Here is a 23,388-nt window from a genome sequence, read left to right as displayed (position 1 = left end):
ATGAAACATTTTTATCTCTTTTTATTGACTGCCTTTTTTTCGGGCCTCTCTTTTTATAGTCATGCACAGACCTATACCATGACGAACGGAAGCATTACGGCTTGTTCGGGTACTTTGCTCGATCCAGGTGGAACTGGCGACTACGGCAATAATGAGCTAGTGACTTACACGATTTGCTCAGGTAGTGCTGATCAAGTTCAACTGGTGTTCAGTTCGTTCTCTACAGAAAGCTGCTGCGATGATTTGACGATCTATGATGGAAATAGCACTTCTGGAACCCTAATTGGTACTTATGCAGGGACTACAAACCCAGGCACAATTACCTCTACTACAGGTTGTTTGACCTTGGTATTTGATTCTGATGGCTCTGTAACTGATCCTGGTTTTGAGGCCACTATTAGCTGTGTGCCTTCTGGCGGCGGCGGCGGAACGAGCTATACCATGACGAATGGAAGTATTACGGCTTGTTCGGGTACTTTGCTCGATCCAGGTGGAACTGGCAATTATGGCAATAATGAGCTAGTGACCTACACTATTTGCTCGGGTAGTGCTGATCAAGTTCAATTGGTATTCAGCTCTTTCTCTACAGAAAGCTGCTGCGATGATTTGACGATCTATGATGGAAATAGCACTTCTGGAACCCTAATCGGTACTTATGCAGGCACCACAAACCCGGGCACAATTACCTCTACTACAGGTTGCCTAACCTTGGTGTTTGATTCTGATGGCTCTGTAACTAGCTCAGGCTTTCAGGCCGCAATTAGTTGTATACCTTCTGGTGGCGGCGGCGGAACGAGCTATACCATGACAGACGGCGGAAGCATTACGGCTTGTTCGGGTACTTTGCTCGATCCAGGTGGAACTGGCGACTACGGCAATAATGAGCTAGTAACCTACACTATTTGCTCGGGTAGTGCCGATCAAGTTCAATTGGTGTTTAGCTCTTTCTCTACAGAAAGCTGCTGCGATGATTTGACGATTTATGATGGAAATAGCACTTCTGGAACCCTAATCGGTACTTATGCAGGCACCACAAACCCAGGCACAATTACCTCCACTACAGGTTGCCTAACCTTGGTGTTTGATTCTGATGGCTCCGTAACCGATCCCGGTTTTGAGGCTGCAATTAGTTGTATACCTTCTGGTGGCGGCGGCGGAACGAGCTATACCATGACAGACGGCGGAAGCATTACGGCTTGTTCGGGTACTTTGCTCGATCCAGGTGGAACTGGCAATTATGGAAATAGTGAGTCAGTGACTTATACTATTTGTTCAGGTAGTACCGATGAACTAGAGCTGGTATTCACTTCTTTCTCTACAGAAAGCTGCTGCGATGATTTGACGATCTATGATGGAAATAGCACTGCAGGAACCCTAATCGGGACTTATGCAGGAACCACAAGCCCCGGTACAATACTTTCTACTACTGGCTGTTTGACGCTTGTGTTTAGTTCAGATGGCTCGGTAACTAATCCCGGCTTTGAAGCCACTATTAACTGTGTTCCCGATTTGGCAGGAGGTATTGTAATGACTAATGGCGGAACAACCACTTGTTCGGCCACCTTTACCGATGATGGCGGATTAACTGGGAACTATAGCAATAGCCAAACCTTAGAATATACCATCTGCCCAGCTACCGCTGGCTCAAAAGTACAGGCAGATTTTACCGCCTTTGCCCTAGAAGATGGCTTTGATTTCTTAGAAATTTTTGATGGTAACTCTACTGCCGCCCCTTCTCTAGGTACCTATACCGATGTGCTAGGCCCTGGCTTGGTATCAGCCACGCCTTCAAATACTTCTGGCTGTCTAACCTTCCGTTTTACCTCTGATGGTTCAGGAACCCTAGCCGGTTGGGAGGCTACTGTAACCTGTGTAAGTAGCTGCCAAACGATCAATTCGGTCCTTGTCTCTACTTCTCCTGCTGCCGATGCCGATGGTATTATCCGCCTTTGTCAAGGCCAAACGCTTTCTGTAGTAGGTAGCGGAACTTTCTCTACTTCTGGAGCAGGCGCTACTTATGATTGGACTTTTGGTGGTGGTGGAACCGCCTCTGGAACCTCAGCCTCTTATACTTATACAACGGAAGGTAGCTATGAACTCAATCTAGATATTACAGATGTAGACGGCTGTATGAATGATAATGTACTCGATCAAGTGATTGAAGTATCTACTACTCCTACATTGGCCACTACCGCCACGCCAGAGCCCCTCTGTTTGGGCGAAAGCTCTGCCCTAGATGCTACTGTAGCAATGAATACTTTTGTATTTAATTGTGCACCTCCTGTTAGTGGAACTACCTTTTTACCAGATGGCTCAGGGGTTTCTTACTCTACTTCTACAACCGTAGATTGCTATCCCGCAGCTACCACAATTAGCTCCGCTGCAGATATTCAAAGTATCTGCCTAAATATGGAACACTCTTATCTTGGTGACCTCCAAATGACAATTCGCTGCCCCAACGGACAAACAACTGACTTGCATACTTATCCCGGTGGTGGCGGAACCTTCTTAGGAGACCCTATCGATAATACTACTGGTGGACCAGGTACTGGTTATGACTATTGCTTTACTAATACAGCTACAGATTTATTAGTTAATGGTCCCACAGTTACAGCACCTACCGAAAATAGAAATACAATCGCTGCCGGCGATTATCTCCCCTCTGGTAGCTTTGCCGACCTGGTTGGCTGCCCCGTAAATGGAGATTGGACACTAGAAATTACAGATAATCTCGGTTCTGATGATGGCTATATCTTTAGCTGGCAAATGAGCTTTGGCGCTGCTGTACAAACTGTAGGTAGCTTTACACCCACTATCGCTAGCCAAGGCTGGCAGGCAGCTGCCGACCTAAGCTCAACCTCTATCACAACCGCTGATGTTACTCCTGCCACAGCAGGAAATCAGTGCTATACTTATGAGGTGGTCGATAACTTTGGCTGTAGCTATACTATTGACGAATGTGTATTGGTTAATGCACTACCCACTGGCGCCATTAGCGGAACAACCGATATCTGCGATGGAGATAATACTACCCTTACGGCTACTGGTGGAACTACCTATAACTGGGATAATGGCTTGCCCACTGGCGCAAACCAAACCGTTTCTCCGCTCAATACCACAACTTATAATGTGACAGTAACTGATGCTAATGGCTGTACGACTACGGCCGCAGAAACAGTAAATGTAACTTATAATTCTACTACGCCTACTATGGCCCCCATCGCAGGGACCTACTGCCCAAATACAGATGTTGTCCTTTCTGCCGCCGGCGGAACCGCAGGTACAGCCTCCGATATTTATTGGTATTCTGGCCCCAACGGTACGGGAACACTCCTCGGTATCGGTAGCTCAATCAATTACACGATCCCCTCTGGAGGATCTACTGTTTATGTGCGCAGAGAAGGAAGCTGTAACAGTACCGCAGATGATAGCCAACCCATTTTGGCCAAGGATTATATCTATGCCCTCAATGGTACTTCTACCAATACTTATTGTACCGATAATATGGGCTGGCACCATTTCTATAACGGAAATGAGATTATTTTCTCTGTACGTGGAGACCTCAGCGGCGCCCCCGCTGGCTATCCTATCGCTACTATTTATGATAATGGCGCTTACTACCAACAAACTCAAGGCCCAGCTACCGCAGTTGATTGTGCTACCGCTGGCGACCCCGGAGAAGAACGCTTCGAAATGGAACGTAGCTGGAACCTCGACTTTGGTGGAGGTGCACCCATCGGCGGATATGAAGTGCGCTTCTACTATGAACCCGCAGAAAAAGCCGCTATCGAAACGGCTGCCGCAAACTGGATCGCTAGCTATCCCGCTTGTGCTTATACTTACAAGTATGCTACGCCCAATGGCTTCTACTGGTTCAAAAATTCAGGCAGCAATTATCTGGCCCCTCTCTATGATGATGTCCACTATAGCGCCACTGTTGGAGCTACCACTAATGGCGTGAATTACTCAGAATGGAGCGGTATTCCCGGTTTCTCTGGTGGATCTGGCGCAATTATCCTAATTCCAGACCCCCTACTCAATACCGACTGGAGCTATCTCCGCGCAGCTGCAGTTGGCCAAATTCACCGCATTTATTGGGGCGTAGCCCAAGAAGCAGAAGTGACGCATTATGTGGTAGAACGCTCTGCCGATGGAATCAACTTTAGTGATATGCTAGAGGTCGCCGCTCAAGGCCCTTCTGCTAGCGAACTAGATTATACCGCCGATGATGTCGCTCCCCTAACGGGAATGAATTACTATAGAGTAAGAAGCTTCCTCGCTAATGGCGAAAGCGAACTTTCTGAGGTCCTTGCCCTCAATTTCGCCCGCCCCGATCAACTAGCAGCTAGTTTCTTCCCCAATCCTACCCAATCTGAACTCTTCTACCAAGTGGAGGGCAGCATGCAGGAAACCGTGGAAATCCAACTCTTTGATCTGCTCGGTAAAAAGATTCTTAGCCAATTGGTCCAAATCCAAACCGGACAAAATCAATTGCAAATCAATCTACCCGAAAATCTACCCGCAGGCAATTACTTGATCCGTGCCCAGCACCTCGAGTCTGCCCGTAGCTATACCGACAAAATTCAAATTGACTAGTAACAATTAGAATTTAAATGACAACTGCTCTTCTCCATCTTGGGGAAGAGCAGTTTTTTTATACTGAAATTCGTTCCGCTGTTTTGGGGCCTCCGCTGCGGCTTCGCCTTGCGGCGGTTACTCCCTTCGGTCGTCGAAGACGGCCTAAAGACCTTGTTGTCGTTTATTCCCGTTGGTCATCGAACTGGCGCCTCTTCGAGGCTGGTTGTCAGGGCTCGCTGCTGTTTTAGGGGCCTCCCGCCTTCGGCGGGCGCTACGTTTCGGGGCTCGCAGGTCTGCTCGGCCCTTCGCCGCTTTCAGCGGCTCGGTCTGGCCTGCGGCCACCCCTGCACATCGCTAGGCCATTTTGGCCCTATTTTCTACCCGAAAAGCTATGCAAACTCCCAACTGGGAAGTTCCATTCTGGGGTGTACAAAATTTCATCTTCCGCCAAAGAAAACCATGGACTTCCCCCAGCTTGCAAGTTGCGCAACAAATGAATTTCTTGAGCCGGCATATAGCTTTGGGCCAATAAAAATTGCTTTTTGCCTGCTTTGTTTTGCGCTACGCCCATCACCAAAACGGCATGCCCCGGAAATCCCCCCTGCAAAAATAAATCGCCAGCCTCCAATTGGGCCAAGGGCTTTTTGGGCAGCTCGGCGGCCAAAGAAGCCGTGCCCGCAAACATAAATATCCGCTTCAAATAGCTCCGAAAGTTAGCATAACTATAATCTGCCGCCCCTTTGGCCGCCGAAAAATAAACCCGATTGCCTTTGACTATCGGCTTTTTGCCCTTGGCCCAATCCGAAAAACCAACCCGGTCTCCAGAAGTGAAGTTGAAGAAAATGCGCTCATAGTCTTTTTGGGCATAGGCATATTCGGCATAGAGCCGCATGATGGCATCGGCGCATTGTTGCAAATCCGATTGGCCCACATCTATTTGGATGACTCTGGCCGCCCCCGCCTGATAGGGCTTTTCGGCCCCATTATATAAATGGACCTTATGGCCCTCAGGATATAAGGGAAGCCTGGCCAACCAAGCTCCAAAACTGCCCGCCTTGGCCGCCTGCCAATGATAGCCCGCTGGCGGAGCCATAGCATCTTCTATGCGCTCGGCAAAAATAGCTTGCTCCAACCAAGGAAATTGCATGCTGTCTTTTTTAGTTGGCGCTTGATTCACTACAGCAACCGCCCTTTGCTGGCCTTTCTCTTGGGCCGCTTCTTGCTGCAAAGCCTCAACTTTGGGCGTATCTTGGCAGGCTCCAAAAAGAAGTCCCGCTATAAGTAGGGCAAATGGTTTTTTCATAAAGCAAAGAATTTATAGATAAAGGGCCGAAGCCAAAAGCCGAAAGCAAGGAATAAAGTGGAGCGGATGAGCGCTGCGCAGCGGTGGCCGAAGGCCAGACCCAGGGCAAGCAAAGCGCAGCCCGCAGGGCCGAGCAGACCTGCGAGCCGCGCAGCATAGCGACCCGAGCCGATAGGCGAGGGGCAGCCCCAAAAAATCCCCTTACTTCTGATATAAACCCGCCTTTTGGTCCTTTTTCTTCCAGCGCAAAATGATGTAAAGCAAAATGAGAATGGACAAGCCGCTGGCAAAAACAGTAGCCAACAACATCAGTTTGGAGGACCAGAAATCAGCCGATAGTTTTATAGGATGATCGGCCCCCAACTGGATAAATGCGGCCCAAAAAGCAGGATGCTGAGCCACTCCTTCGGCATTAGATAAGTACTGAAGTTTGGCCGCCTGTAGGGCCTTGGATTTGGCCTGCCCCTCGGCCAAGTTTTTATAATAGGCTTGCATCAAATAGGCGGTGCTCACATCATTGACCTGCCAAAGAGAGACCAGCAGGGCTGGCACTTTGGCATACATGAAAGAACGGGCCAAAGAGGCTACGCCATTGCCCTGCTCAAACTTTCCGAGCCCAGTTTCACAGGCAGAAAGGACCAGTAAATCGCTGTTGAGCTCTAGTTTGGCAATTTCATGGGCCTCTAAAAAGTTGTTTTCTACACTATCGTTATTTTCACTAAAAGCCAAGGCCGATAGCAGCGGCTGCCGAGGACGCAGCAGGCCGTGCATGGCCAAGTGGATGACCGAAAAATTAGGGGCCAAACGCTTAAAATTAGCCTCATTGGCCAAGCTATCGTAGAAGAATTGTCCAGAAAACTCCTGGGCCAAAAAGTCAATCTCTTGTCGAGCGGCAGGCAAGGGACTCAGATGCGAGCGCAGGCGCTGCTCTTGCATAGAGCGCAAAGCGGAAGTTGGTCCAGCCTGCCCCTCATAGCTAGCGGCAAAGCCCAAAAACTGCCCATTATTTTTGGGCTGTTGTTGCTTGTTTTCCTGCCAAAGGGCCAAAGAATAGTTGTAGTAGATGGCATAATCCTTCACCAAATAAGGCAGCTCGGCATAGCTGCTGTTGGCCTGGGGCGCTGCCCTGAGCAGGGCCTCAAAAGGGATATGGGCCAAGGCAGCATCTGGAATAATCAGCAGTTGATCGAACTGCTTTTTCTCGCCCAAAATAGGCGCCAATAGCTGCTGATAAAGCAGTTGCCCCTCTTGGAGGTAGAGCGTTCGGGCCTTTAGCGAATCAGATTGAATAAAGGGGTAGTCACTCAAGCTTTTTCTAAAATCATTGATGCTTTTATTTAAGTCTTCTAACTGAATAGGGAGCTCTTTGGCAATCAATTCGCCCTCCTTGGGCAGCAGAAAAGCATAGATTTTTTCGGGCGTTACCATATAGTTAATCAGGGCTTCATTGGCTCGGAGCTTCTTTTGCAAAGCCTGAATATCTAGCGGTTTTATCTCTTCCAATTGGGCCAGTTGAGGATATTTTTGGGCCAATTCTAGACGCAGTTCATCAATTTTGAGTTTGGCCGTATTGGCTGCCCGCAACAAACTATCTTTTTCTGATTTTTCAGGCGTTTTTTGGGCCGCAATCCGCAGCTCTTTCCAATCGTCGATCAGCTTGGCCTGTTTTTCTTGCCATTCTTTAGGCAGTTTGCTGAGGCTGCGCCCTGCCTTTTGGGCCAAATGCTGGCGGAGCAAAACCGTTTTATTAAAGTCAGAAAAACTAAAGGCCCGAAGATAATTCTTCTCTTGCATGGCCTGTTTACTAGCCAAGAGGACCCACCTTTGCTGCGCCCGCAAACTGCGCAATTTATCGGCTTCGGCACTCATGTTTTTTCGCTCATTCTCTAGCAGCGAAATAGCCGTTTGTTCTATTTGTTCTAGGCGGTTTTTATAGTCTTGAGGCTGCTTGCGTTGCAAATAGTCATAGTAGAGCCCCAAACTCTTGAGTAAGTCGGTATTTTGTACGGGCGCATGCTCCAAAACTTGCTGCTGCCATTGTTCTTCGGCCGCCAGGCCCACATTTTTATTGGTGCAATGTCGAACCACTTGGTCAATATAGTCTAAGGCTTCTTCATCTTGCTCGTTGGCAAAGAGGTAGATGGCCAGACTGTTTTTGCTGCGGAGCAGTTTGGGGTTGTCGGGGCCCAAAACGGCCTGTTGAATGCTTAAGATTTCTCTATTGAGGGCAATGGCTTTGTCCATATCGCCCTTTTTTTCCCATAAGATGGCATAATCATATAAGATGCGGGCATAGATCAGGCTTTTTTCGCTTCTATGCTGCCGAACCCAAGCCAAAACCTCCCGATAAGCGGCATCGGCCAACTCATATTTTTCTGCTACAGTATATACATAGGCCAGATTGGATAGGTTGTTTACATAGCTGCCATGGCTGCTGCCTTTGGCTTTCTTGATGATGGCTACCGATTGTTTTACCGCGGCTAGACTTTTCTCAAATTCGCCTAAGCGCATATAAACGGCCCCAATATTATTTAAACTAGTGGCATAATCTAGATTATCTTCTCCCAAAAGGGCCTTTTCAATATCGGCGGCTTCTTGCATGAGGGGCAGGGCATCATGTAGGCGGTCGAGCTCAATATAGAGTGCCCCTAAATTACCTAAGGTGGCCGCATATTTTTTGTCTTGAATATTTTGGGTCTTATAGATTTTAAGCGCCTCTAAGAGAAGGGGCTCGGCTTCTTCATAAAAACTCAGGCGATAATAGTAAGTAGCCAAGCTATTGAGCTGACTGGCATAGGCCTTACTTTCTGGACCAAAGTTTTCTTTGGCTGCCTGCAAAGCTTGCTGAAAAAGCTGAAGGGCCTGATCCACCTTGTCTTGTTCTAGGGCCAAGTTGGCCAGTTCTTTATAGACCCGCAGCAAGTCTTTACGAGCCGCTTTGGGCTGCTTGAGCAGCCGCTGGGCCAAGTTCTTATAGCGCTGCTCAGCCTCTTCTATTTTTTCGAGCATCCGTAGCGAATAGGCCAGGTTGATCTCATTGTCTACTTTTAGGCTGTCGGCTTCACCTAGGCGATTGTAAGCTTGCTCTAAGGCCTCAAAGCGAAGAAGGGCCTGCTCAAAATCAGAGCGCTTTTGGCTATAAAAAAAGCCCAATAACCCCAAGGTTTCGGCATATTCTTTTAGGGCCTGAGGGGCATTTTTTTGCCAGTTTTCGGCGGCTAAGTACTGGGCTAGGGCCAGACTATCATCCCCAGGGCCTTCATCTAAACCCCAAGCTAAAAAGAACTGCAAACGAGCTTTGTCTCGGGGAGAAATATGGCTCATCTTGAGCTGTTCTTGGGCCAATTGGACCATAGCTTCATACTCGCCTTTATCCGCCATCTCCTCAAAGGATTGTTCCGAGATTTGGGCAAATAGGCATAAGGGGAAAAAGAAAATGAGGGCAAATAAGAATTTCATGGGCTTGCTTGTTTTGTCTGCACAAAGGTACAAGCTATTCCGAGATTTGCGGCCAACTCTAGCCGATTATTTCCCTCCTTTAGCCGATCTATTCGAGGGCCAAAACTAAAAATAGTATCTTTGGGCAAATCACCTAAAAGAGTTTTATGCCTTACTATTTATTTTTTCTATTGTTGCTGGCCCTGCCGCTTTCGGCCCAAAAGATGGCCAGTGAAGATACCTTAGTCGTTACGCCCAGAATGCTGGCCGAAGAGCCTGAGGAGCTCATTGCGCAGTTTGATACCAGCCGCCAAAGTCCCTACATTCTCTATTTTCCTATGCGCTATGCCCGCTTTATCTTTACGCCAGAAGATAAGGCGCTGATTAACAGCCTGACAGACACTATTGTGGAGCGCATTGATTTGGTCTATACCGTTTTTCGACAAGATAAAAGCTTCGATCAGGTGAAGTTGAATGAGGACCGCTACGAAATGCTGCATTGGTTTTTTCCGCAAGCTTTCAAATCTAATCTTATTGAATGGCGCTTGGTGGCCCAAGATGGCGCCATCGATTATGCCACGGCCCGCACTTATTTTCACGGCTTCGTCATTTACCTCAAACCGCACCGCCTCACCGCCGAAGATGGCAGCATCCTGCGCACAGTAGATGATGTCCGGGTAGATCGCCCGACTAGCCGCCTTTTGCCCCCAGAAGAAGAAATTGCCTTTATTGAACGAACGATGGATGCAGCCCTAGGCAAAACGGCCTATAAAACGGTCCAAGATTCTACCATCGAATGGGTGGAAAAACGAACCTGGACAGGTAAATATTTGCATAGCAACCCCAAAAAACGCAAAAACGGCAAACGCTATAATAAGAAAAAGGGCCTGTTTGGAAAAAAACGCCCAAAACAGTATGTCACCAAAAAGGTCAAGGAGGTAAAACTAAGCGAAAGAAAGATCGCTTACCGAGAGCCGCCCTCTGCCGCCTCTATTTCCGAGGCCCTAGAACAACTCGATAGCGATACGGTGGTTTATAAGTACCTCACTGAAAAAGCCGAGGATTGGTCGGGCCACCTGATTGTCCAAGATGTAACGGGCAGTATGTACCCCTATATCACCCAAACCCTGATCTTTATTCAGTCGCAGGCCAAAATGGATAGTACCAAAAAGTACCTCTTTTTTAATGATGGCGACGATCATCCCGATGGCATGCTGGGCCGCTCTGGTGGAACCTATTTTGTGGGCTCGCCTTCTCCCGACCGTATCAAGGAGGTGGCTTTTTCGGCCATGAAGGCGGGCCGTGGTGGCCGACCTTCCGAGAATGATTTGGAGGCCGTATTGGCTGGTTTGGGCCGCTATCCCGACTGTACGGGCGTGCTCCTCATTGCCGATAATTTTGCCCGAGTACGCGATATGCCGCTGCTCCGAAAAATCGAAAAAATGGGCAAAAAGATTGACGTCCTTATCTGCGAAACCGGCAAGGAGGGCCAGGTGGGCGTAGATTATATTCGCATCGCTAGCCGAACCGGCGGCTCTATCTACACCCTAGAGGGCGAGTACCTCAACCTGGGCGATATGCAAGAGGGCGAAATCCTAGAAATCGGTCCACAACGCTTCCGCAAATCTGGCAAGGATTTTATTTTATTGAATCCTTAGTTATTTAGGATTTGGGGCCTACGCTGCGGCCTGCGGCCTTGCGGCGCTACGCTTTGGGGCTCGCAGGTCTGCTCGGCCCTTCGGCGGCTTTGCCGCCTCGGTCTGGCCTGACGGCCACCCCGCCGCATCGCTAGGCCTGCGGCTCGCTGCGCTCGCCTGTCCGCCGCAAGTTTGCCCCTCCACATCGGTTACTCCCTTTGGTCGTCGAAGACGGCCTAAAGGCCTTGTTGTGGCCATTTGCGCCCTGGCCCTAAAGGGCCAATAAAAGAGCAGCCCCCTGAGCTATAGCTCAGGGGGCTGCTTGCTTGGGGCCAAGCTAGGCTTACTCTTTCACTCTAGCCAAGGCTTTGATATTGTCGCTGCCCGTTTTCATCATATTGATATAAAGGCTATCATTTTCAATTTTGACTACCGACATATTGAGGCTAACCTTCCCTTCTGGGTTGATCAATTCAATGGTATTGCCAAAAATGTGGTAAGTTCCTTTTTGAACATTGTCGCCGCCAAGTTTTAGCTGCATGCTGTCATTGGCCTGAAATTTAACGAAGATCAATTCATTTTGCCAGCTGCCAATAAGTTGTTCTTTTTCAAAGCTGCTACAAGCGGTCACTAAAAGGAAGCTAAGGAATAGCAGTGGAAACATAAGTTTAGGTAACATCTAAAAAGGGTTAAAGGGTAGTTAATAAGCCTCACAAATGTCTTGCATCAGCGCCGAGAAGTCTTTGGGGGCTTTATATAAGTGATCATTATAAGAGGTGGCGCTCAGCTTTAAGTTAATCATTTGTTCATTAACTTTAGTAAGGGTAAGCATAATATTGCCAAAAATTTGGTCCATTTGTTCTCCGTAGGCTAGGCCAAATTCTCTAGGGGGCTTGAGGTAGTAGCGGGCTACTTCTTCTTGCAGGCCATCTCTTTCTGTTACTTTGAGCTCGGCTAGTTGTAGGCGGTAGCCTGCTTGTTTAAACTGCTGCTTAAAAAAATCAAAAAGGCATTCAAAGTCCATAGGGCGCCAGCGGGCCTCATCAAAGTGGATGACAAAGCCACTAACAGAAGGAATAATCATAAAGTGGATGGCTGCTTCGGCTTGGCCGCAGCAGCAGTGGTCCTGATATTGGGCATAGAGCCAATCGAGCATTTGCTCTTTGGTATTAGAGGCTAGCCATTTTTGGAAGTAGGCCAAAAAGTTTTCTTTTCGGTCTAGGGGTTCATGCCGAATAAGCTTTTCTTCGCTATTGGCATTAGTTTCAGGCTGTTGCTGTTTATTTTCTGCAAAAAGCCCCTTAATTTGTTTCCATAAACTCATATATATTGGCAAATCCTAGTTTTTTTGAATGAGGCGATCCATATTTTTTTTTGGAAGTAGCTTCCTTTAGGGTCGCTTTTTTATTGGATTGGTCGTAATTTTGGGCCAGCTTTGCGCTGATTCTGTCTATGCAAACAGTTTTACCCCTTGATGGTTCATCTCTATCAAGGCTTGGACCAATTGCGGCGGACAGGCGAGCGCAGCGAGCCGCAGGCCTAGCGATGTGCAGCAGTGGCCGTTAGGCCAGACCGAAGCCCAAAGGGCTGAAGGGCCGAGCGAATAGCGAGCTGCGAAACGTAGCGCCTGCCGAAGGCAGGAGGCCCCCAAAACAGCAGCGAGCTGCGCAACGACAACAAGGTCTTTAGACCGTCTTCGACGACCAAAGGGAGTAACCGCCTGCCGTAGGCTGACAACAAGGCTGCAAGCCGCGGTTCGACGACTGAAAGGAGTAACGCCCCAAAAAATAACAGACATTTGAGGAGCAGATTGTTTTTGCAAACCGAGAAGAAAGAAAAAAATGAGTGATTATTTATCAGGATTAAACGATATACAATATAAGGCGGTCACGCATATAAACGGCCCACTGCTGGTGATTGCTGGCCCAGGCTCGGGAAAAACGCGGGTATTGACCTATCGCATTGCGCATTTGGTTAAAACGGGGATTCCGCCTTGGGAAATTTTGGCCCTGACCTTTACCAATAAGGCGGCGCGAGAAATGAAAGAGCGGATTGCTGGAGTAGTGGGAGATAAGGCCAATCAGATTTGGGCCGGGACGTTCCACTCGATTTTTGCTCGGATTCTGCGTTCGGAGGCCGAGAAAATTGGTTTTCCCTCCAATTTTTCGATTTATGACGCCTCGGATGCTAAAAGTGCCATTACGGCTATTATTAAGGCTCAGGGTTTAGACCCCAAAGTATATGCGGCCAATAAAGTATATAGTCGGATTTCTATGGCTAAAAACCAATTGGTTTCGCCACAGGCTTATGCGACCGATCCAGACAGAATCATGCAGGATAAGTCGGCCAAAATGCCTTATGTCTATAAAATCTATGACCTTTATGTAAAGAAATGTGCCCAATCTGGCGCCATGGATTTTGATGATTTACTGTATCAGATGCACCGATTGTTGGACTTGAATCCCGACAATGTGGTAGAAAAATATCGCAAAAAGTTTAAATACGTTTTGGTGGATGAGTTTCAGGATACCAACTCTTTGCAGTATGGGATTATCCAGTTGCTGGTGAATTATCCAGGCAGCCCCAGAAATATTTGTGTGGTAGGCGATGATGCGCAGTCGATTTATGCTTTTCGGGGAGCGACCATTCAGAACATTTTGGATTTTGAGCGAGATTATCCCGAACTAGTCGTCTATAAATTGGAGCAAAACTACCGTTCGACCAATTATATTGTGCAGGCGGCCAATGATGTGATTGCCTATAACAGCAAGCAGATTCGGAAGAAAATTTTTACGGATAAAGGAACGGGCGAGCAGATTAAGGTGATGCGGGCCGTAACGGATAAGGAAGAGGCGCGTTTGGTGGCCGAATCTATTGTGGAGATGAAAAATCGCCTGCATCTGAAGAATGAAGACTTTGCGATTTTGTATCGGGTCAATGCGCAGTCGAGGGTGTTTGAAGAAGCCCTGAAAAACAAGCGTTTGGCCTATAAGGTCTATGGGGGCATGTCATTTTATGAGCGCAAGGAGGTAAAGGATACCCTTTCTTATTTGCGGACCATTATTAACCCCAAGGATGAGGAAGCTTTGGCCAGAATTGTCAATTATCCAACAAGAGGTATTGGCGATACGAGTTTGACAAAACTCCGAAATGCTGCTGCCGAAAGAGGTTTGGGCCTTTGGGAGGCTTTGAAGGCGGCGCCTCAGTTAGGCGTTGGGGGCCGTGCTGGCCGCTCTATGGTAGAATTTGTGGCCATGATCGAAACCTTTCAGCGTTGGGCCAAAGATGATGATGCCTATGAGTTGGCCAAAAGAGTGGTGCGGATGACCGGCATTAACGATCAGCTCAAAAAGGATAAAACGGCAGAAGGAAAAGCTCGGGTAGATAATGTTCAGGAGCTTCTAGACGGCATCAAGTCTTTTGTAGAAGAGGATGAGGTGGATGAGCTGCTTGATGATGTACTGGACAAAAGTTTGACCAGCTACCTACAAAATATTGCCCTAATTACTGATTTTGACAATGATGCCAATGAAAACGATCGCGTCAAGTTGATGTCGGTACATGCCGCTAAGGGACTAGAGTTTCCCGCTGTATTTATTGTAGGCCTAGAAGAGAATTTGTTTCCCTCTACCATGGCCCTTAAGGCCAAAGATAGCCGCTCGGCCACCGATGAAGAGCGCCGCTTATTTTATGTGGCCATTACTCGGGCAGAGCAGTACCTGACGCTATCTTATGCCTCTAGCCGCTACCGTTTTGGCAAAATGCAGTATAATAATTCTAGCCGCTTTTTGGAGGAGATTTCGCCTTCTTGTTTAGCTTTGGCTCAGCCGATGGGGAATCGGGCTACGGTTTCTGGGGTGAAGCGCTATCAAAATAGCCGCCCAATGGCCAACTCTGGTCGACAATTACGCAAGAGCGAACTGCCGAAAATCAAAGATTTTCGGCCCAGCCCAGTGCAAAAGCTTCTTCCTGGCGTAAAAGTTATGCATGAGCGCTTTGGCAAGGGCAAAATTATAGCAGTAGATGGAGGCGACAAAAAAGTGGCCACGATCTTATTTGGTGAACGAATTGGCGAAAAACGCATTATGCTTAAATACGCCAAACTTATGATTATAGACTAATGGGAAGACTAGCCGTCATTTTAATTACCGTCATGGTAGTCACTACTTTTTTCTCCATTCATATTTTACTGCGCTATTATAATCGCACAAGAAAGCGATCGCTCAGTAAATTGTCGGATAGAGAGTTGCTAGCGGCTTTTGCCATGAACAATTATGTATTAAGCATTCCTCAGCTTCAAACGATGTCCTCTCTGACCTCTGCGGAGCTGAGTTTGCGCATGCAAGCCTGGATGAACTTATCCGCTTTTCGGAGCCTTTATGATGGCTCAAATAAGGTCTTGTATCAACTCAAGGCCAATTTGCCGCAGTTGGATCGGCCCTTATCTACGGCCAATAAATCGCCTAAGGAGTTGTTGGAGGCTTTTCGGCCCTTGCACTCTGGCCGAGAAATCAATGTGGCCGAATTGGTTTGGGTTTTTGATCTCGAGCTCAATGAAGCCCGTAAGTTGCTCAAAGAATGGCTAAAAGCAGATTTTCTAAAAAGCTACTACGATGGCCATTTTCAGCGCTATTATACCTTTAAGGAGCAAGAGCTAAAAGGCAATTTTAAACTGGCCAAAGAGGTAGAAGCAGAGCGCATAGAACTAGATGATGCCAGCTTGCTTAAGCTGGCGGTAGAGCATGGCGGAAAATTAACCGCTAGCCAGCTTTGCTTAACCACCAAAAGCAGTTTAGACGAAGCCCAAGACCGCCTAGATGAACTTTATGATAAGGGCGTCTTTTTCTTGGATATCGATGAGCAAAAAGGCAAAATTAGCTATGTGCTCAGAGAGCAAGATCTGAAGATTTAAATAAGCAAAGGGCCGAAAACCATAAGTTTTCGGCCCTTTTTCTTTTAGTCTGTTCCCTGCACAAACTCCCAATCGGTTAGGCTTTCCAAAAAGGCGATTAAATCGGCTTTTTCTTGGGCCGATAGCGTAAAGGCTTGCATTTGGGGACTTTTATTAAAGTGGGCTTTTCCGCCAGAGGCAAAGAAATCCACCACTTCCTCAAGGCTTTGCATACTGCCATCGTGCATATAGGGGGCCGTAAGGGCAATATTGCGAAGGCTAGGGACCTTAAATTTGCCAATATCGCTATCTAAGGCGGTCACTCTTCGGCGGCCGGGGTCACCATTATAGTCATAATCGGCATAAAGGCCAATATTAACAAATTCTTCATTGGAGAAGTTGGGGCCGCTATGGCAATCTCTACAGCCTTTGTCCTGAAAAAGCTGCCAACCTCTTTTTTCTTGGCTATCCAAGGCATTGCTATCACCCTGATAATAGTAGTGATCAAAGGCAGATTGGCCAGTGAGTAGTGTCCTTTCGTAGCTCGCAATAGCACGGGTAAAGGCAAAAGTAAGGGGTTTTCCCGGATAAGCCTTTTCTAAAAGGGCGGCATATTCAGGATGTCGAGCGAGCCGCTCCACTACGCCTCCCAAATGAAAATCCATCTCGTTTTCATCTTCTACTGGGGCCACTACTTGTAGCTCTAGGTTGGGGACACCCCCATCAAAGAAAAAGTTTTCTCGATAAATGAGGTTGGTCAAAATGGGCGCATTGCGAAAGCCCAAGCGCCCCTCTATACCTGGCGAAATTACTCGATCGTCGGCAAAACCCAATCTTCTAAAGTGGCAAGAGCCACAAGAAATGCTAGAATCTCTAGACAAAATGGGGTCAAAAAATAGCCGCTTGCCCAATTCTACCCTTAAGGGCGTGGGCAGATTGTCCTCAGGCAGATCTACTTCTGGAAAACCGGGCGGCAGATCTAGGGCATAGCTTTTTTCTTCTTTTTGGCAGCTGCTCAGCAGCAGTAGACTCAGGAATAAGAGGGGGAGGTATCGCATAGGCTTATTTTTTAGCCAGTTGAAGTAAAATTTGGCGAATTTTGAGCAGTTGGCCCATAAAAACCGCCATAGAGAGGCCCAAAAATCCTAGGGCCAATTCATAAGATTGCCCACTATTGACGGCATAAATGGCCCAAGAAGAAAAGGCGAGCATCAAGAAATGAATCAGCCAAAAAGAAGTGGCCGGCAAGGGGGCTTCTTTCTCTAAAAGCAAAAATAAAATCTTTGTTCCAATAGCCGTTCCCGCATAAAGGGCAACAGCAAAAAGCGCTAACAATAAATAGGTCATAGTTCTAAAATTAAAAAAGCCAGAACAGGCCAACGCCCGCTCTGGCCAGATGACTAAAGTACAACCTCAGTCTATCATCAAACGAATAGCATCCAATTATTCTACACCAAAGGCAGTAGCCATGTTGTCAGCCACTTTAGTAGCCAAAGGCATATTGTCCATAGTCATGGTTTGGTAGTCGGTAGCCAAGTTAGTGTTGGTGAAAATAGTAGAAAGGTCAACCGCTACATTAATGGTGTGGTTTTCTTCCATGTCTTCATGGGCAGTCAATTCTACAGCGCGCAAGAAGTTGTTTTTTCCAACATGCCAGTATGCAGTGCTATCGGTAGTACCGTCACCGTCCGTGTCGATTTCTCCCTCAAACTTCATGAAGATGTAACCAGAGTTCCAGCTCCAGTGCATACGAGGACTCTGAGCAGCCAAAGGATCATTGGCATCACGGCTAGTAAAATCAGCTTCAGTTTGGCCGTTGGTTACTGAGTCCACCCCTAGGTTAAATTTAACCATATGTAGGTGGTCGCCAAAGCTAGCGGGTACAGTTCCTAGGGCATAGTCCATCTGGCTGGGTTTGGCCAAAAGGAAAAGATCATCAAAGCTGTGCATCTCGCCAGCATCATTCATAATATTGATTCCAGAAACATAGAACTGGGCCAAAGTGAACTTCACGGCTACACCATCAATGGTATATACTTGGTCGTAGGCAAAGTCTTCTGTACCTACTTTGTAGTGCAAATGCATGCTGAGGTCTGTATCTGTGGCTGTATCCTCTTCATCTTTTTTACAAGAGCCCATAGAAAAAACCAAGGCAAAAGCAGCAATTGCTAGGCTAAATTTAGACAGTAGATTAAACATAAGTTGGTAAATTAAATAAGTGATTAAATGTAGGCGCTTTTATATTTATAGAAGAACCATAATTTTCTTTTTTTGGGGCCCGCGGCCGGCTAGGCTTCGCCTAGGTCGGCCGCCGCTATGCTTCGCCGCTCGCAGGTCTGCTCGGCCCTGCGTTTTTTTCGCTTTGCTCAAAAAAACTGGGTCTGGCCCTTTGGGCCACGGCTGCGCAGCGCTGGGCCGTTTTGCCCCTTCGGGGCATTTGCAGCTGGGCTTTGGGCTAGCGCTTCTTGTCTGAGCTTTTATTTTATCTTGTGAAAACAATCGACAAAAATCCCTATCTTTCGGCCCCTGACAAGGGCAAATATAGTGGGTGGAATAAGCATTTCACAATCTTTTTTTGCTCTCAATAAAGATAGTTTTTTTCAATTTTCTTATTAGTGACATTTGTTATATAAAACCTGCCAGTTATGCGAAATATCAGCCTTTTTTTCTTTCTCTTTCTGCTCTTTAGCCTTACGGCTTGCAAAAAGCCCCAGCCGGTCACAGTAGAGCAAAAAAGGCCCAATTTTTATCTGCCTGCCGAGCTGGGCAATATTGTGCTCAATATGAGCTTGAAAGAGTTGCAGACTAAACGGCCCAAAATGGCGCCCATCAATTATGTGCAAGATGCCCTTTCTTTCCGCAAAGAGTTTTATGAAGAAATTGGCCGAGATAGCATCAAAAGAGTCTTTTATTATATGGATAGCGATTCGCCGCAGCCGCTCTATGAAATTTTGGTCGAGTACCAAGACAAAAACTATATGAAAGAAGAAGCCGAGCGCCTTTTGGGCCAGCCCAATAGTAATAACGGCAGCGAATGGCTTTTTGATTCTCGCCAAGGCTTTAAAATTCGGGCTTGGTTGCATGAAAACCGCCTTGTTTTTGCCGGAGAGATTCCGGGGACCGAATGGAGCGAGCTCGATTAACTAATTTTTTGGCCCAACAGCCAGGCGCTATTCGGCTGAGGGATGGATAGCAGTGGCCCAAAGGGCCAGACCCAGGGCTTTTGAAGCGTAGCGAAAAAGCCCGCAGGGCCGAGCAGACCTGCGAGCTGCGACACAGCCCGACCCGAGCCGATAGGCGAGGGGCAGCCCCAAATTATCTTTAGAACAGAAAAATATGCCAACAAACGAAAGAAAAACCACCTTTACTTTTTTGGCCGAACCTACCGATGTAAATTTTGGAGGCAAGGTGCATGGTGGTGCCGTCATGAAATGGATTGACCAAGTGAGTTATGCCTGTGCCGCTAGTTGGAGCGGGCATTATTGTGTAACCGTTTATGTGGGGGGAATTCAGTTTTATCGGCCCATTCAGATTGGGCAAAGGGTCCGTCTAGAGGCCAAGGTAATTTATACGGGCAGTAGCTCTATGCATATTGCCGTAGATGTCTATTCTAGAGACCTGCGAGAAGGCGACTGGAAAAAGACCACGCATTGCATTATTATTTTTGTGGCCGTAGACGAAAATGGCAAAACCGTAGCGGTGCCCAAATGGACCCCCAAAACAGAAAAAGATAAGGCGCTTGAGGACTATGCCAAGCGCCTTATGGAACATAGACAGCGCATTCAGGAAGAAATGTCGCCCTATGTAAAAGAACAAACCGGAGCCTAAACCTCCTCCCTGCTTTCTAGGGAAATGGTGCGGTGGATGCTCTCTTCTAAGGAAATAAAGGTTTCGGTGCGTTGCACCCCATCTATTTCCTGAATCTTTTCGTGTAAGACCTCTCGCAAATGCTCGGTATCTCTACAGATAATGCGAACAAAAATGCTGTAATTGCCTGTGGTATAATGTGCATTGACGACCTCGGGGATATGGTAGAGGGCATCAACCACTTGGCTATAAAAAGAGCTGTTTTCTAGATGAATGCCTAAGAAAGCACAAATATCGTAGCCCAATTTATTGTAGTCTACATTCAAAAAAGCCTTTTTGACCAATCCAATACGGACCAGGCGCTTCATGCGAACATGAACGGTGCCCGGAGATACATGTATCCGTTTGGCAATATCTACATAAGAAGTATTGGCGTCTTTGAGTAAAATGTTGAGGATCTTTCGGTCCGTTTCATCAATGTTTTCTTTCTTTCCCTGCATCTGTAGTACTTTAGGTCAAATGATAATGGAGAAGTTGAGGTAGTGGATTGGCTAATATGCTGGCTTTGGATAATTGGGCAGCAGCAAGGGCTGCTTGCAGTTCCTTTGCAAAAACCGCAGCAATACTGCCTGTAAAATAGAGGGGGGCGTTTTTTGCGGCCTCAAATATAAGTAGCTGCTGGCAGATAAAGTCCGAAAAATGAGAATTTAAGGTCTTTTCTACATAAATATTCCTTCTGTATGAGGATAAGAATCGAGAAAACTGCCCCAAAAAGGCATTGGGTCGCTCTTGTGCATAGAGTTGGGCAATAAAGTTGGGCGCCTGAAGGATGGGGAAGTCCTGCGCAAAGGCTTGGGCCAAATCAGCGGGCATCTTTTTATAAAAGTAGTCTTTAATGAGCTGTTTCCCTAGGGCATTAGCGCTGCCTTCATCTCCCAACAAATAGCCCAAAGAGGGCCGCAGTTGTTGGATGGTTTCGCCATCAAAAAAGCAGGCATTGCTGCCTGTGCCTAAAATACAATAAAAACCAACCTTTGGCGGCCTATTAAATGCTCTAACTGTAGCCCAAAGGTCTGATTTTACTTCTATTTCTTTGGCTTGTGGAAAAGCCTGCCCCAAAATTTTTTGCATTTTATTAGCGGCTTCATGGGCTCCGCAACCCGCCCCATAAAAATGAATGGCAGAGATGGGCTGGCCTTTTTGGGCCAAAACAATGGGCGCTAGGCTTTGTTCTAGTTGGGCTTGGCTATAACTGACGGGGTTCATGCCCATGGCCTGCATCTGTTTATACTGGCCATCTTGGGCCAAAAAATACCAATCTGTTTTTGTTGATCCACTATCGGCTATTATCTGCATAGGCTCAAGGGGTTAAGGCTGTTTTTGAATGGGAAAAGGGGAAAAGCCGCCGAAATTATAAATTTTAGCATAAAAAAATAGGGCTTTTTTCATTTTCTTTGTGCTTTGGTTGCCAAAGAACTGTTTTTAGTTCTGCTTGTTCTATAAAACGCCCCCATCTTTGGCCCAACTAGTTTTCCACCCTCATCTCAAATCGTTTATGTCTCAGCACGCTCCTTCCAACGGTCCTCTTTCTTTTCTACAAAAGGTTCAAATCTGGCTGCCCGCCCTCATTGGTATTTGCCTAGCCTTGGGGCTATTTATGGGCCTGCTTTTGCGCCAACCTAGTCGCCCAAGTTATCAGTTTGATGCCGATAGTCCTCATTCGGGCGATATTAGCCGCTTTAATGGGAAGGTAGAAGAGGTGCTCCGCTTTGTCGATGCCCGCTATTTGGAGGGCGTAGAATTGGGCGAGCTAGAAGATGCCGCCATTAAAGCGATTTTGGACCAGCTCGATCCGCACTCTAATTATATTCCCAGCCAAAAACTACAGGCCGTCAACGAATCTCTAGAAGGCAACTTTGAAGGCATTGGCGTAGAGTTTTTCTTGCTCGATGATACGGTTTCTATTACAACGGTCCTAAAAGATGGCCCCGCCGATCAGGCCGGCCTAAAAGTAGGCGATAAGTTCCTGAGAGTAAATGATAGCCTTTTTGCAGGCCAAAAATTGGACAATGAGGAAATTGTCAAGCGCCTTAAAGGTCCCGCCGGCTCTACCGTAAATATTAGCGTCTTGAGAAGAGGAGAAACCGCCCCCCTAAATATCGCCATCAAAAGAGGCGAGATTCCCGTGAAAAGTGTCGATGCCGGTTTTATGTGGGACGATAAAACGGGCTACATCAAAATTAGCCGCTTTAGCAGCAAAACCTATAAGGAGTTTATGGAGGCCCTAGAGCCTTTGGTAGAGGAAGAAGGGATGGAAGATCTAGTTATTGATCTACGCCAAAACCCAGGCGGCTACCTCAAGGAAGCTACCGAAATCCTCAATCAATTGTTTAAGGATAAACGACTTTTGGTCTATACCGAGGGCCGTAGCTACAAACGCAAAGAATATAAATCTACTGGCCGCAGCTTTTTTAAGGTGGGCCGAGTTGCAGTTTTGATCGATGAAGGCTCTGCCTCCGCCTCAGAAATTATGGCGGGCGCTATCCAAGATAACGACCGCGGCATTATTGTGGGCCGCCGCTCTTTTGGTAAGGGTTTGGTCCAAGAACAATACGGCCTGAGCGATGAATCTGCTCTTCGCCTTACGGTCGCTCGCTATTATACGCCCTCGGGTCGCCTGATTCAACGCCCCTACAAAAAAGGCGATGAAGCAGGTTACGATCAAGATTTTGAAAGCCGCCTAAAATCTGGTGAACTTTATGAAAAAGATAGCATTAAAGTGCTAGACTCTACGGTCTATAAAACAACGGGCGGCCGCTTGGTTTATGGCGGTGGCGGAATCATCCCCGATATTTTTGTGCCTCTCGATAGCCTTAACCGCAATGATTTTTATGTCAATGCCCGCTTCAATTTGCCCGCCTTTGTTTATCGCTATCTCGATCAGCGATTCCAAACTTTTGAGGGCCAAAAAGCAGAGGGTTTCCTCAAAAATTATCAGCCTTCCGAAGAGCTTATGCAGGCTTTTCAGCAGTATCTAACGGAGCAAAAAGATTTGCAATTTGATGCCGCCGCCTGGCAAAAAAGCCAAAGCAGCCTCAAGCGCTATATCAAAGGCTATTTGGCCGAACAACTCTTTGGCGAAGCCTATTTTTATAAGGCCATGGCCAAAGAAGATCCCATGCTCCAAGCTGCCGTTAAGGGTTTGAAAACAGAATAAAGGGCAATTTTTAGCACATCTTTTCTATCTTTGCCCTCTCCAATCAAATATTATTCAATCGAAAATAATAATCGTATGTATCCAGAACATCTGACTACACCTATGGCCAAAGATCTTACCGATCATGGCTTTAAAGGACTAGAAACTGCCGAAGAAGTAAAGGCCATTTTGGGCCAAAAATCAGGAACCGCTCTAGTCGTGGTCAATTCTGTCTGTGGTTGCGCCGCTGGCAATGCCCGCCCCGGCGTAAAGTTGGCCCTCGCCCAAGCGAGCAAGCAACCCACCGAAGCCGTTACCGTTTTTGCCGGTGTGCACAAAGAAGCCGTAGACACGGCCCGACAGTTTATGTTGCCTTATCCTCCCTCTTCGCCTTCTGTGGGGCTCTTCAAAGATGGGAAGTTGGTCCATTTTCTAGAACGTCACCATATCGAGGGCAGTACAGCCGAAATGATCGCCGCCAATCTTAAGGCCGCTATCGAACGCTTTTGCGATTAAGCTCTTTTTTTGCCCGATAAAC

Annotated in this window: 17 protein-coding genes; 8 read left to right on the top strand and 9 right to left on the bottom strand. The window is 47.2% G+C overall.

The features are described 5' to 3' along the window. Positions 1–4,596 (top strand): CUB domain-containing protein, encoded by a 4,596-nt coding sequence (locus OP864_RS16630; protein ID WP_270099266.1) that lies wholly within the window; start codon positions 1–3, stop codon positions 4,594–4,596. A gap of 352 nt (positions 4,597–4,948) precedes the next feature. Here the strand turns inward: OP864_RS16630 and OP864_RS16625 are convergent, their stop codons facing one another. Beyond that, positions 4,949–5,725 (bottom strand): DUF4846 domain-containing protein, encoded by a 777-nt coding sequence (locus tag OP864_RS16625; RefSeq protein ID WP_432423430.1) that lies wholly within the window; start codon positions 5,723–5,725, stop codon positions 4,949–4,951. Between the two features lie 357 nt (positions 5,726–6,082). Then, the gene (locus OP864_RS16620) at positions 6,083–9,340 is read right to left on the bottom strand and encodes a CHAT domain-containing protein (RefSeq protein ID WP_270099264.1); all 3,258 of its coding nucleotides are present in this window, start codon (positions 9,338–9,340) and stop codon (positions 6,083–6,085) included. Positions 9,341–9,486: 146 nt separating this feature from the next. On the opposite strand from OP864_RS16620, the gene OP864_RS16615 reads away from it, so the two are divergent. After that, complete coding sequence (locus OP864_RS16615; protein ID WP_270099263.1) at positions 9,487–10,977, top strand: hypothetical protein; 1,491 nt, start codon at positions 9,487–9,489, stop codon at positions 10,975–10,977. Between the two features lie 322 nt (positions 10,978–11,299). Here the strand turns inward: OP864_RS16615 and OP864_RS16610 are convergent, their stop codons facing one another. Next, entirely contained in the window at positions 11,300–11,620 is a 321-nt protein-coding gene (locus tag OP864_RS16610) for a hypothetical protein (RefSeq protein ID WP_270099262.1), read from the bottom strand. Positions 11,621–11,656: 36 nt separating this feature from the next. Then, the gene (locus OP864_RS16605) at positions 11,657–12,280 is read right to left on the bottom strand and encodes a hypothetical protein (protein WP_270099261.1); all 624 of its coding nucleotides are present in this window, start codon (positions 12,278–12,280) and stop codon (positions 11,657–11,659) included. Positions 12,281–12,797: 517 nt separating this feature from the next. Between OP864_RS16605 and OP864_RS16600 the strand changes: the two genes are divergently transcribed. Together OP864_RS16600 and OP864_RS16595 are read left to right on the top strand one after the other, a co-directional pair. After that, positions 12,798–15,077 (top strand): ATP-dependent helicase, encoded by a 2,280-nt coding sequence (locus tag OP864_RS16600; RefSeq protein ID WP_015694487.1) that lies wholly within the window; start codon positions 12,798–12,800, stop codon positions 15,075–15,077. Then, a complete protein-coding gene (locus tag OP864_RS16595) occupies positions 15,077–15,868 on the top strand; it encodes a hypothetical protein (RefSeq protein WP_270099260.1) in 792 nt (263 codons plus the stop codon). Before OP864_RS16600 ends, OP864_RS16595 begins: the two co-directional genes overlap by 1 nt. Before the next feature lie 44 nt (positions 15,869–15,912). Here the strand turns inward: OP864_RS16595 and OP864_RS16590 are convergent, their stop codons facing one another. From OP864_RS16590 to OP864_RS16580, 3 genes are all read right to left on the bottom strand, one after another. Continuing rightward, positions 15,913–16,905 (bottom strand): cytochrome-c peroxidase, encoded by a 993-nt coding sequence (locus OP864_RS16590; RefSeq protein WP_270099259.1) that lies wholly within the window; start codon positions 16,903–16,905, stop codon positions 15,913–15,915. A 4-nt stretch (positions 16,906–16,909) separates the two neighbouring features. After that, positions 16,910–17,194 (bottom strand): hypothetical protein, encoded by a 285-nt coding sequence (locus OP864_RS16585; protein ID WP_270099258.1) that lies wholly within the window; start codon positions 17,192–17,194, stop codon positions 16,910–16,912. Between the two features lie 96 nt (positions 17,195–17,290). Next, positions 17,291–18,046, bottom strand: a complete 756-nt coding sequence (locus OP864_RS16580; protein WP_270099257.1) for an MbnP family protein — start codon at positions 18,044–18,046, stop codon at positions 17,291–17,293. A gap of 446 nt (positions 18,047–18,492) precedes the next feature. On the opposite strand from OP864_RS16580, the gene OP864_RS16575 reads away from it, so the two are divergent. Both OP864_RS16575 and OP864_RS16570 read left to right on the top strand, forming a co-directional pair. Then, on the top strand, positions 18,493–18,990 hold the full coding sequence (locus OP864_RS16575) for a hypothetical protein (RefSeq protein ID WP_270099255.1): 498 nt from the start codon (positions 18,493–18,495) through the stop codon (positions 18,988–18,990). A gap of 193 nt (positions 18,991–19,183) precedes the next feature. Further along, positions 19,184–19,675, top strand: coding sequence for an acyl-CoA thioesterase (locus tag OP864_RS16570; RefSeq protein WP_015694480.1), 492 nt, complete (start codon positions 19,184–19,186; stop codon positions 19,673–19,675). On the opposite strand, the gene OP864_RS16565 is transcribed toward OP864_RS16570, so the two are convergent. Next, positions 19,672–20,154 (bottom strand): Lrp/AsnC ligand binding domain-containing protein, encoded by a 483-nt coding sequence (locus OP864_RS16565; RefSeq protein ID WP_270099254.1) that lies wholly within the window; start codon positions 20,152–20,154, stop codon positions 19,672–19,674. The two genes, OP864_RS16570 and OP864_RS16565, sit on opposite strands and share 4 nt — an antisense overlap. A gap of 10 nt (positions 20,155–20,164) precedes the next feature. Continuing rightward, entirely contained in the window at positions 20,165–21,010 is an 846-nt protein-coding gene (locus OP864_RS16560) for an N-acetylglucosamine kinase (protein WP_270099253.1), read from the bottom strand. 160 nt (positions 21,011–21,170) lie between these two features. Here OP864_RS16560 and OP864_RS16555 point away from each other — a divergent pair, with 160 nt between their 5' ends. Together OP864_RS16555 and OP864_RS16550 are read left to right on the top strand one after the other, a co-directional pair. Continuing rightward, positions 21,171–22,871, top strand: a complete 1,701-nt coding sequence (locus OP864_RS16555; RefSeq protein ID WP_270099252.1) for a S41 family peptidase — start codon at positions 21,171–21,173, stop codon at positions 22,869–22,871. Positions 22,872–22,946: 75 nt separating this feature from the next. Next, positions 22,947–23,366 carry a BrxA/BrxB family bacilliredoxin gene (locus OP864_RS16550; protein ID WP_015694476.1) on the top strand — a complete coding sequence of 140 codons (420 nt, stop codon included), beginning with the start codon at positions 22,947–22,949 and terminating at the stop codon, positions 23,364–23,366. The last annotated feature ends 22 nt before the right edge of the window (positions 23,367–23,388 follow it).

The sequence above is a fragment of the Saprospira grandis genome, assembly GCF_027594745.1.
Classification (GTDB): Bacteria; Bacteroidota; Bacteroidia; order Chitinophagales; family Saprospiraceae; genus Saprospira; species Saprospira grandis.
This window is presented reverse-complemented; position numbering and strand designations above follow the sequence as displayed.

Bases quoted from the DNA above. Each gene is read 5' to 3' on its own strand.
- OP864_RS16620 (WP_270099264.1), bottom strand. From the start codon at position 9,340: ATGAAATTCTTATTTGCCCTCATTTTCTTTTTCCCCTTATGCCTATTT.
- OP864_RS16575 (WP_270099255.1), top strand. From the start codon at position 18,493: ATGCGAAATATCAGCCTTTTTTTCTTTCTCTTTCTGCTCTTTAGCCTT.
- OP864_RS16600 (WP_015694487.1), top strand. From the start codon at position 12,798: ATGAGTGATTATTTATCAGGATTAAACGATATACAATATAAGGCGGTC.
- OP864_RS16630 (WP_270099266.1), top strand. From the start codon at position 1: ATGAAACATTTTTATCTCTTTTTATTGACTGCCTTTTTTTCGGGCCTC.
- OP864_RS16585 (WP_270099258.1), bottom strand. From the start codon at position 17,194: ATGACCTATTTATTGTTAGCGCTTTTTGCTGTTGCCCTTTATGCGGGA.
- OP864_RS16560 (WP_270099253.1), bottom strand. From the start codon at position 21,010: ATGCAGATAATAGCCGATAGTGGATCAACAAAAACAGATTGGTATTTT.
- OP864_RS16570 (WP_015694480.1), top strand. From the start codon at position 19,184: ATGCCAACAAACGAAAGAAAAACCACCTTTACTTTTTTGGCCGAACCT.
- OP864_RS16590 (WP_270099259.1), bottom strand. From the start codon at position 16,905: ATGCGATACCTCCCCCTCTTATTCCTGAGTCTACTGCTGCTGAGCAGC.
- OP864_RS16625 (WP_432423430.1), bottom strand. From the start codon at position 5,725: ATGCAATTTCCTTGGTTGGAGCAAGCTATTTTTGCCGAGCGCATAGAA.
- OP864_RS16550 (WP_015694476.1), top strand. From the start codon at position 22,947: ATGTATCCAGAACATCTGACTACACCTATGGCCAAAGATCTTACCGAT.
- OP864_RS16595 (WP_270099260.1), top strand. From the start codon at position 15,077: ATGGGAAGACTAGCCGTCATTTTAATTACCGTCATGGTAGTCACTACT.
- OP864_RS16605 (WP_270099261.1), bottom strand. From the start codon at position 12,280: ATGAGTTTATGGAAACAAATTAAGGGGCTTTTTGCAGAAAATAAACAG.
- OP864_RS16610 (WP_270099262.1), bottom strand. From the start codon at position 11,620: ATGTTTCCACTGCTATTCCTTAGCTTCCTTTTAGTGACCGCTTGTAGC.
- OP864_RS16565 (WP_270099254.1), bottom strand. From the start codon at position 20,154: ATGCAGGGAAAGAAAGAAAACATTGATGAAACGGACCGAAAGATCCTC.
- OP864_RS16580 (WP_270099257.1), bottom strand. From the start codon at position 18,046: ATGTTTAATCTACTGTCTAAATTTAGCCTAGCAATTGCTGCTTTTGCC.
- OP864_RS16615 (WP_270099263.1), top strand. From the start codon at position 9,487: ATGCCTTACTATTTATTTTTTCTATTGTTGCTGGCCCTGCCGCTTTCG.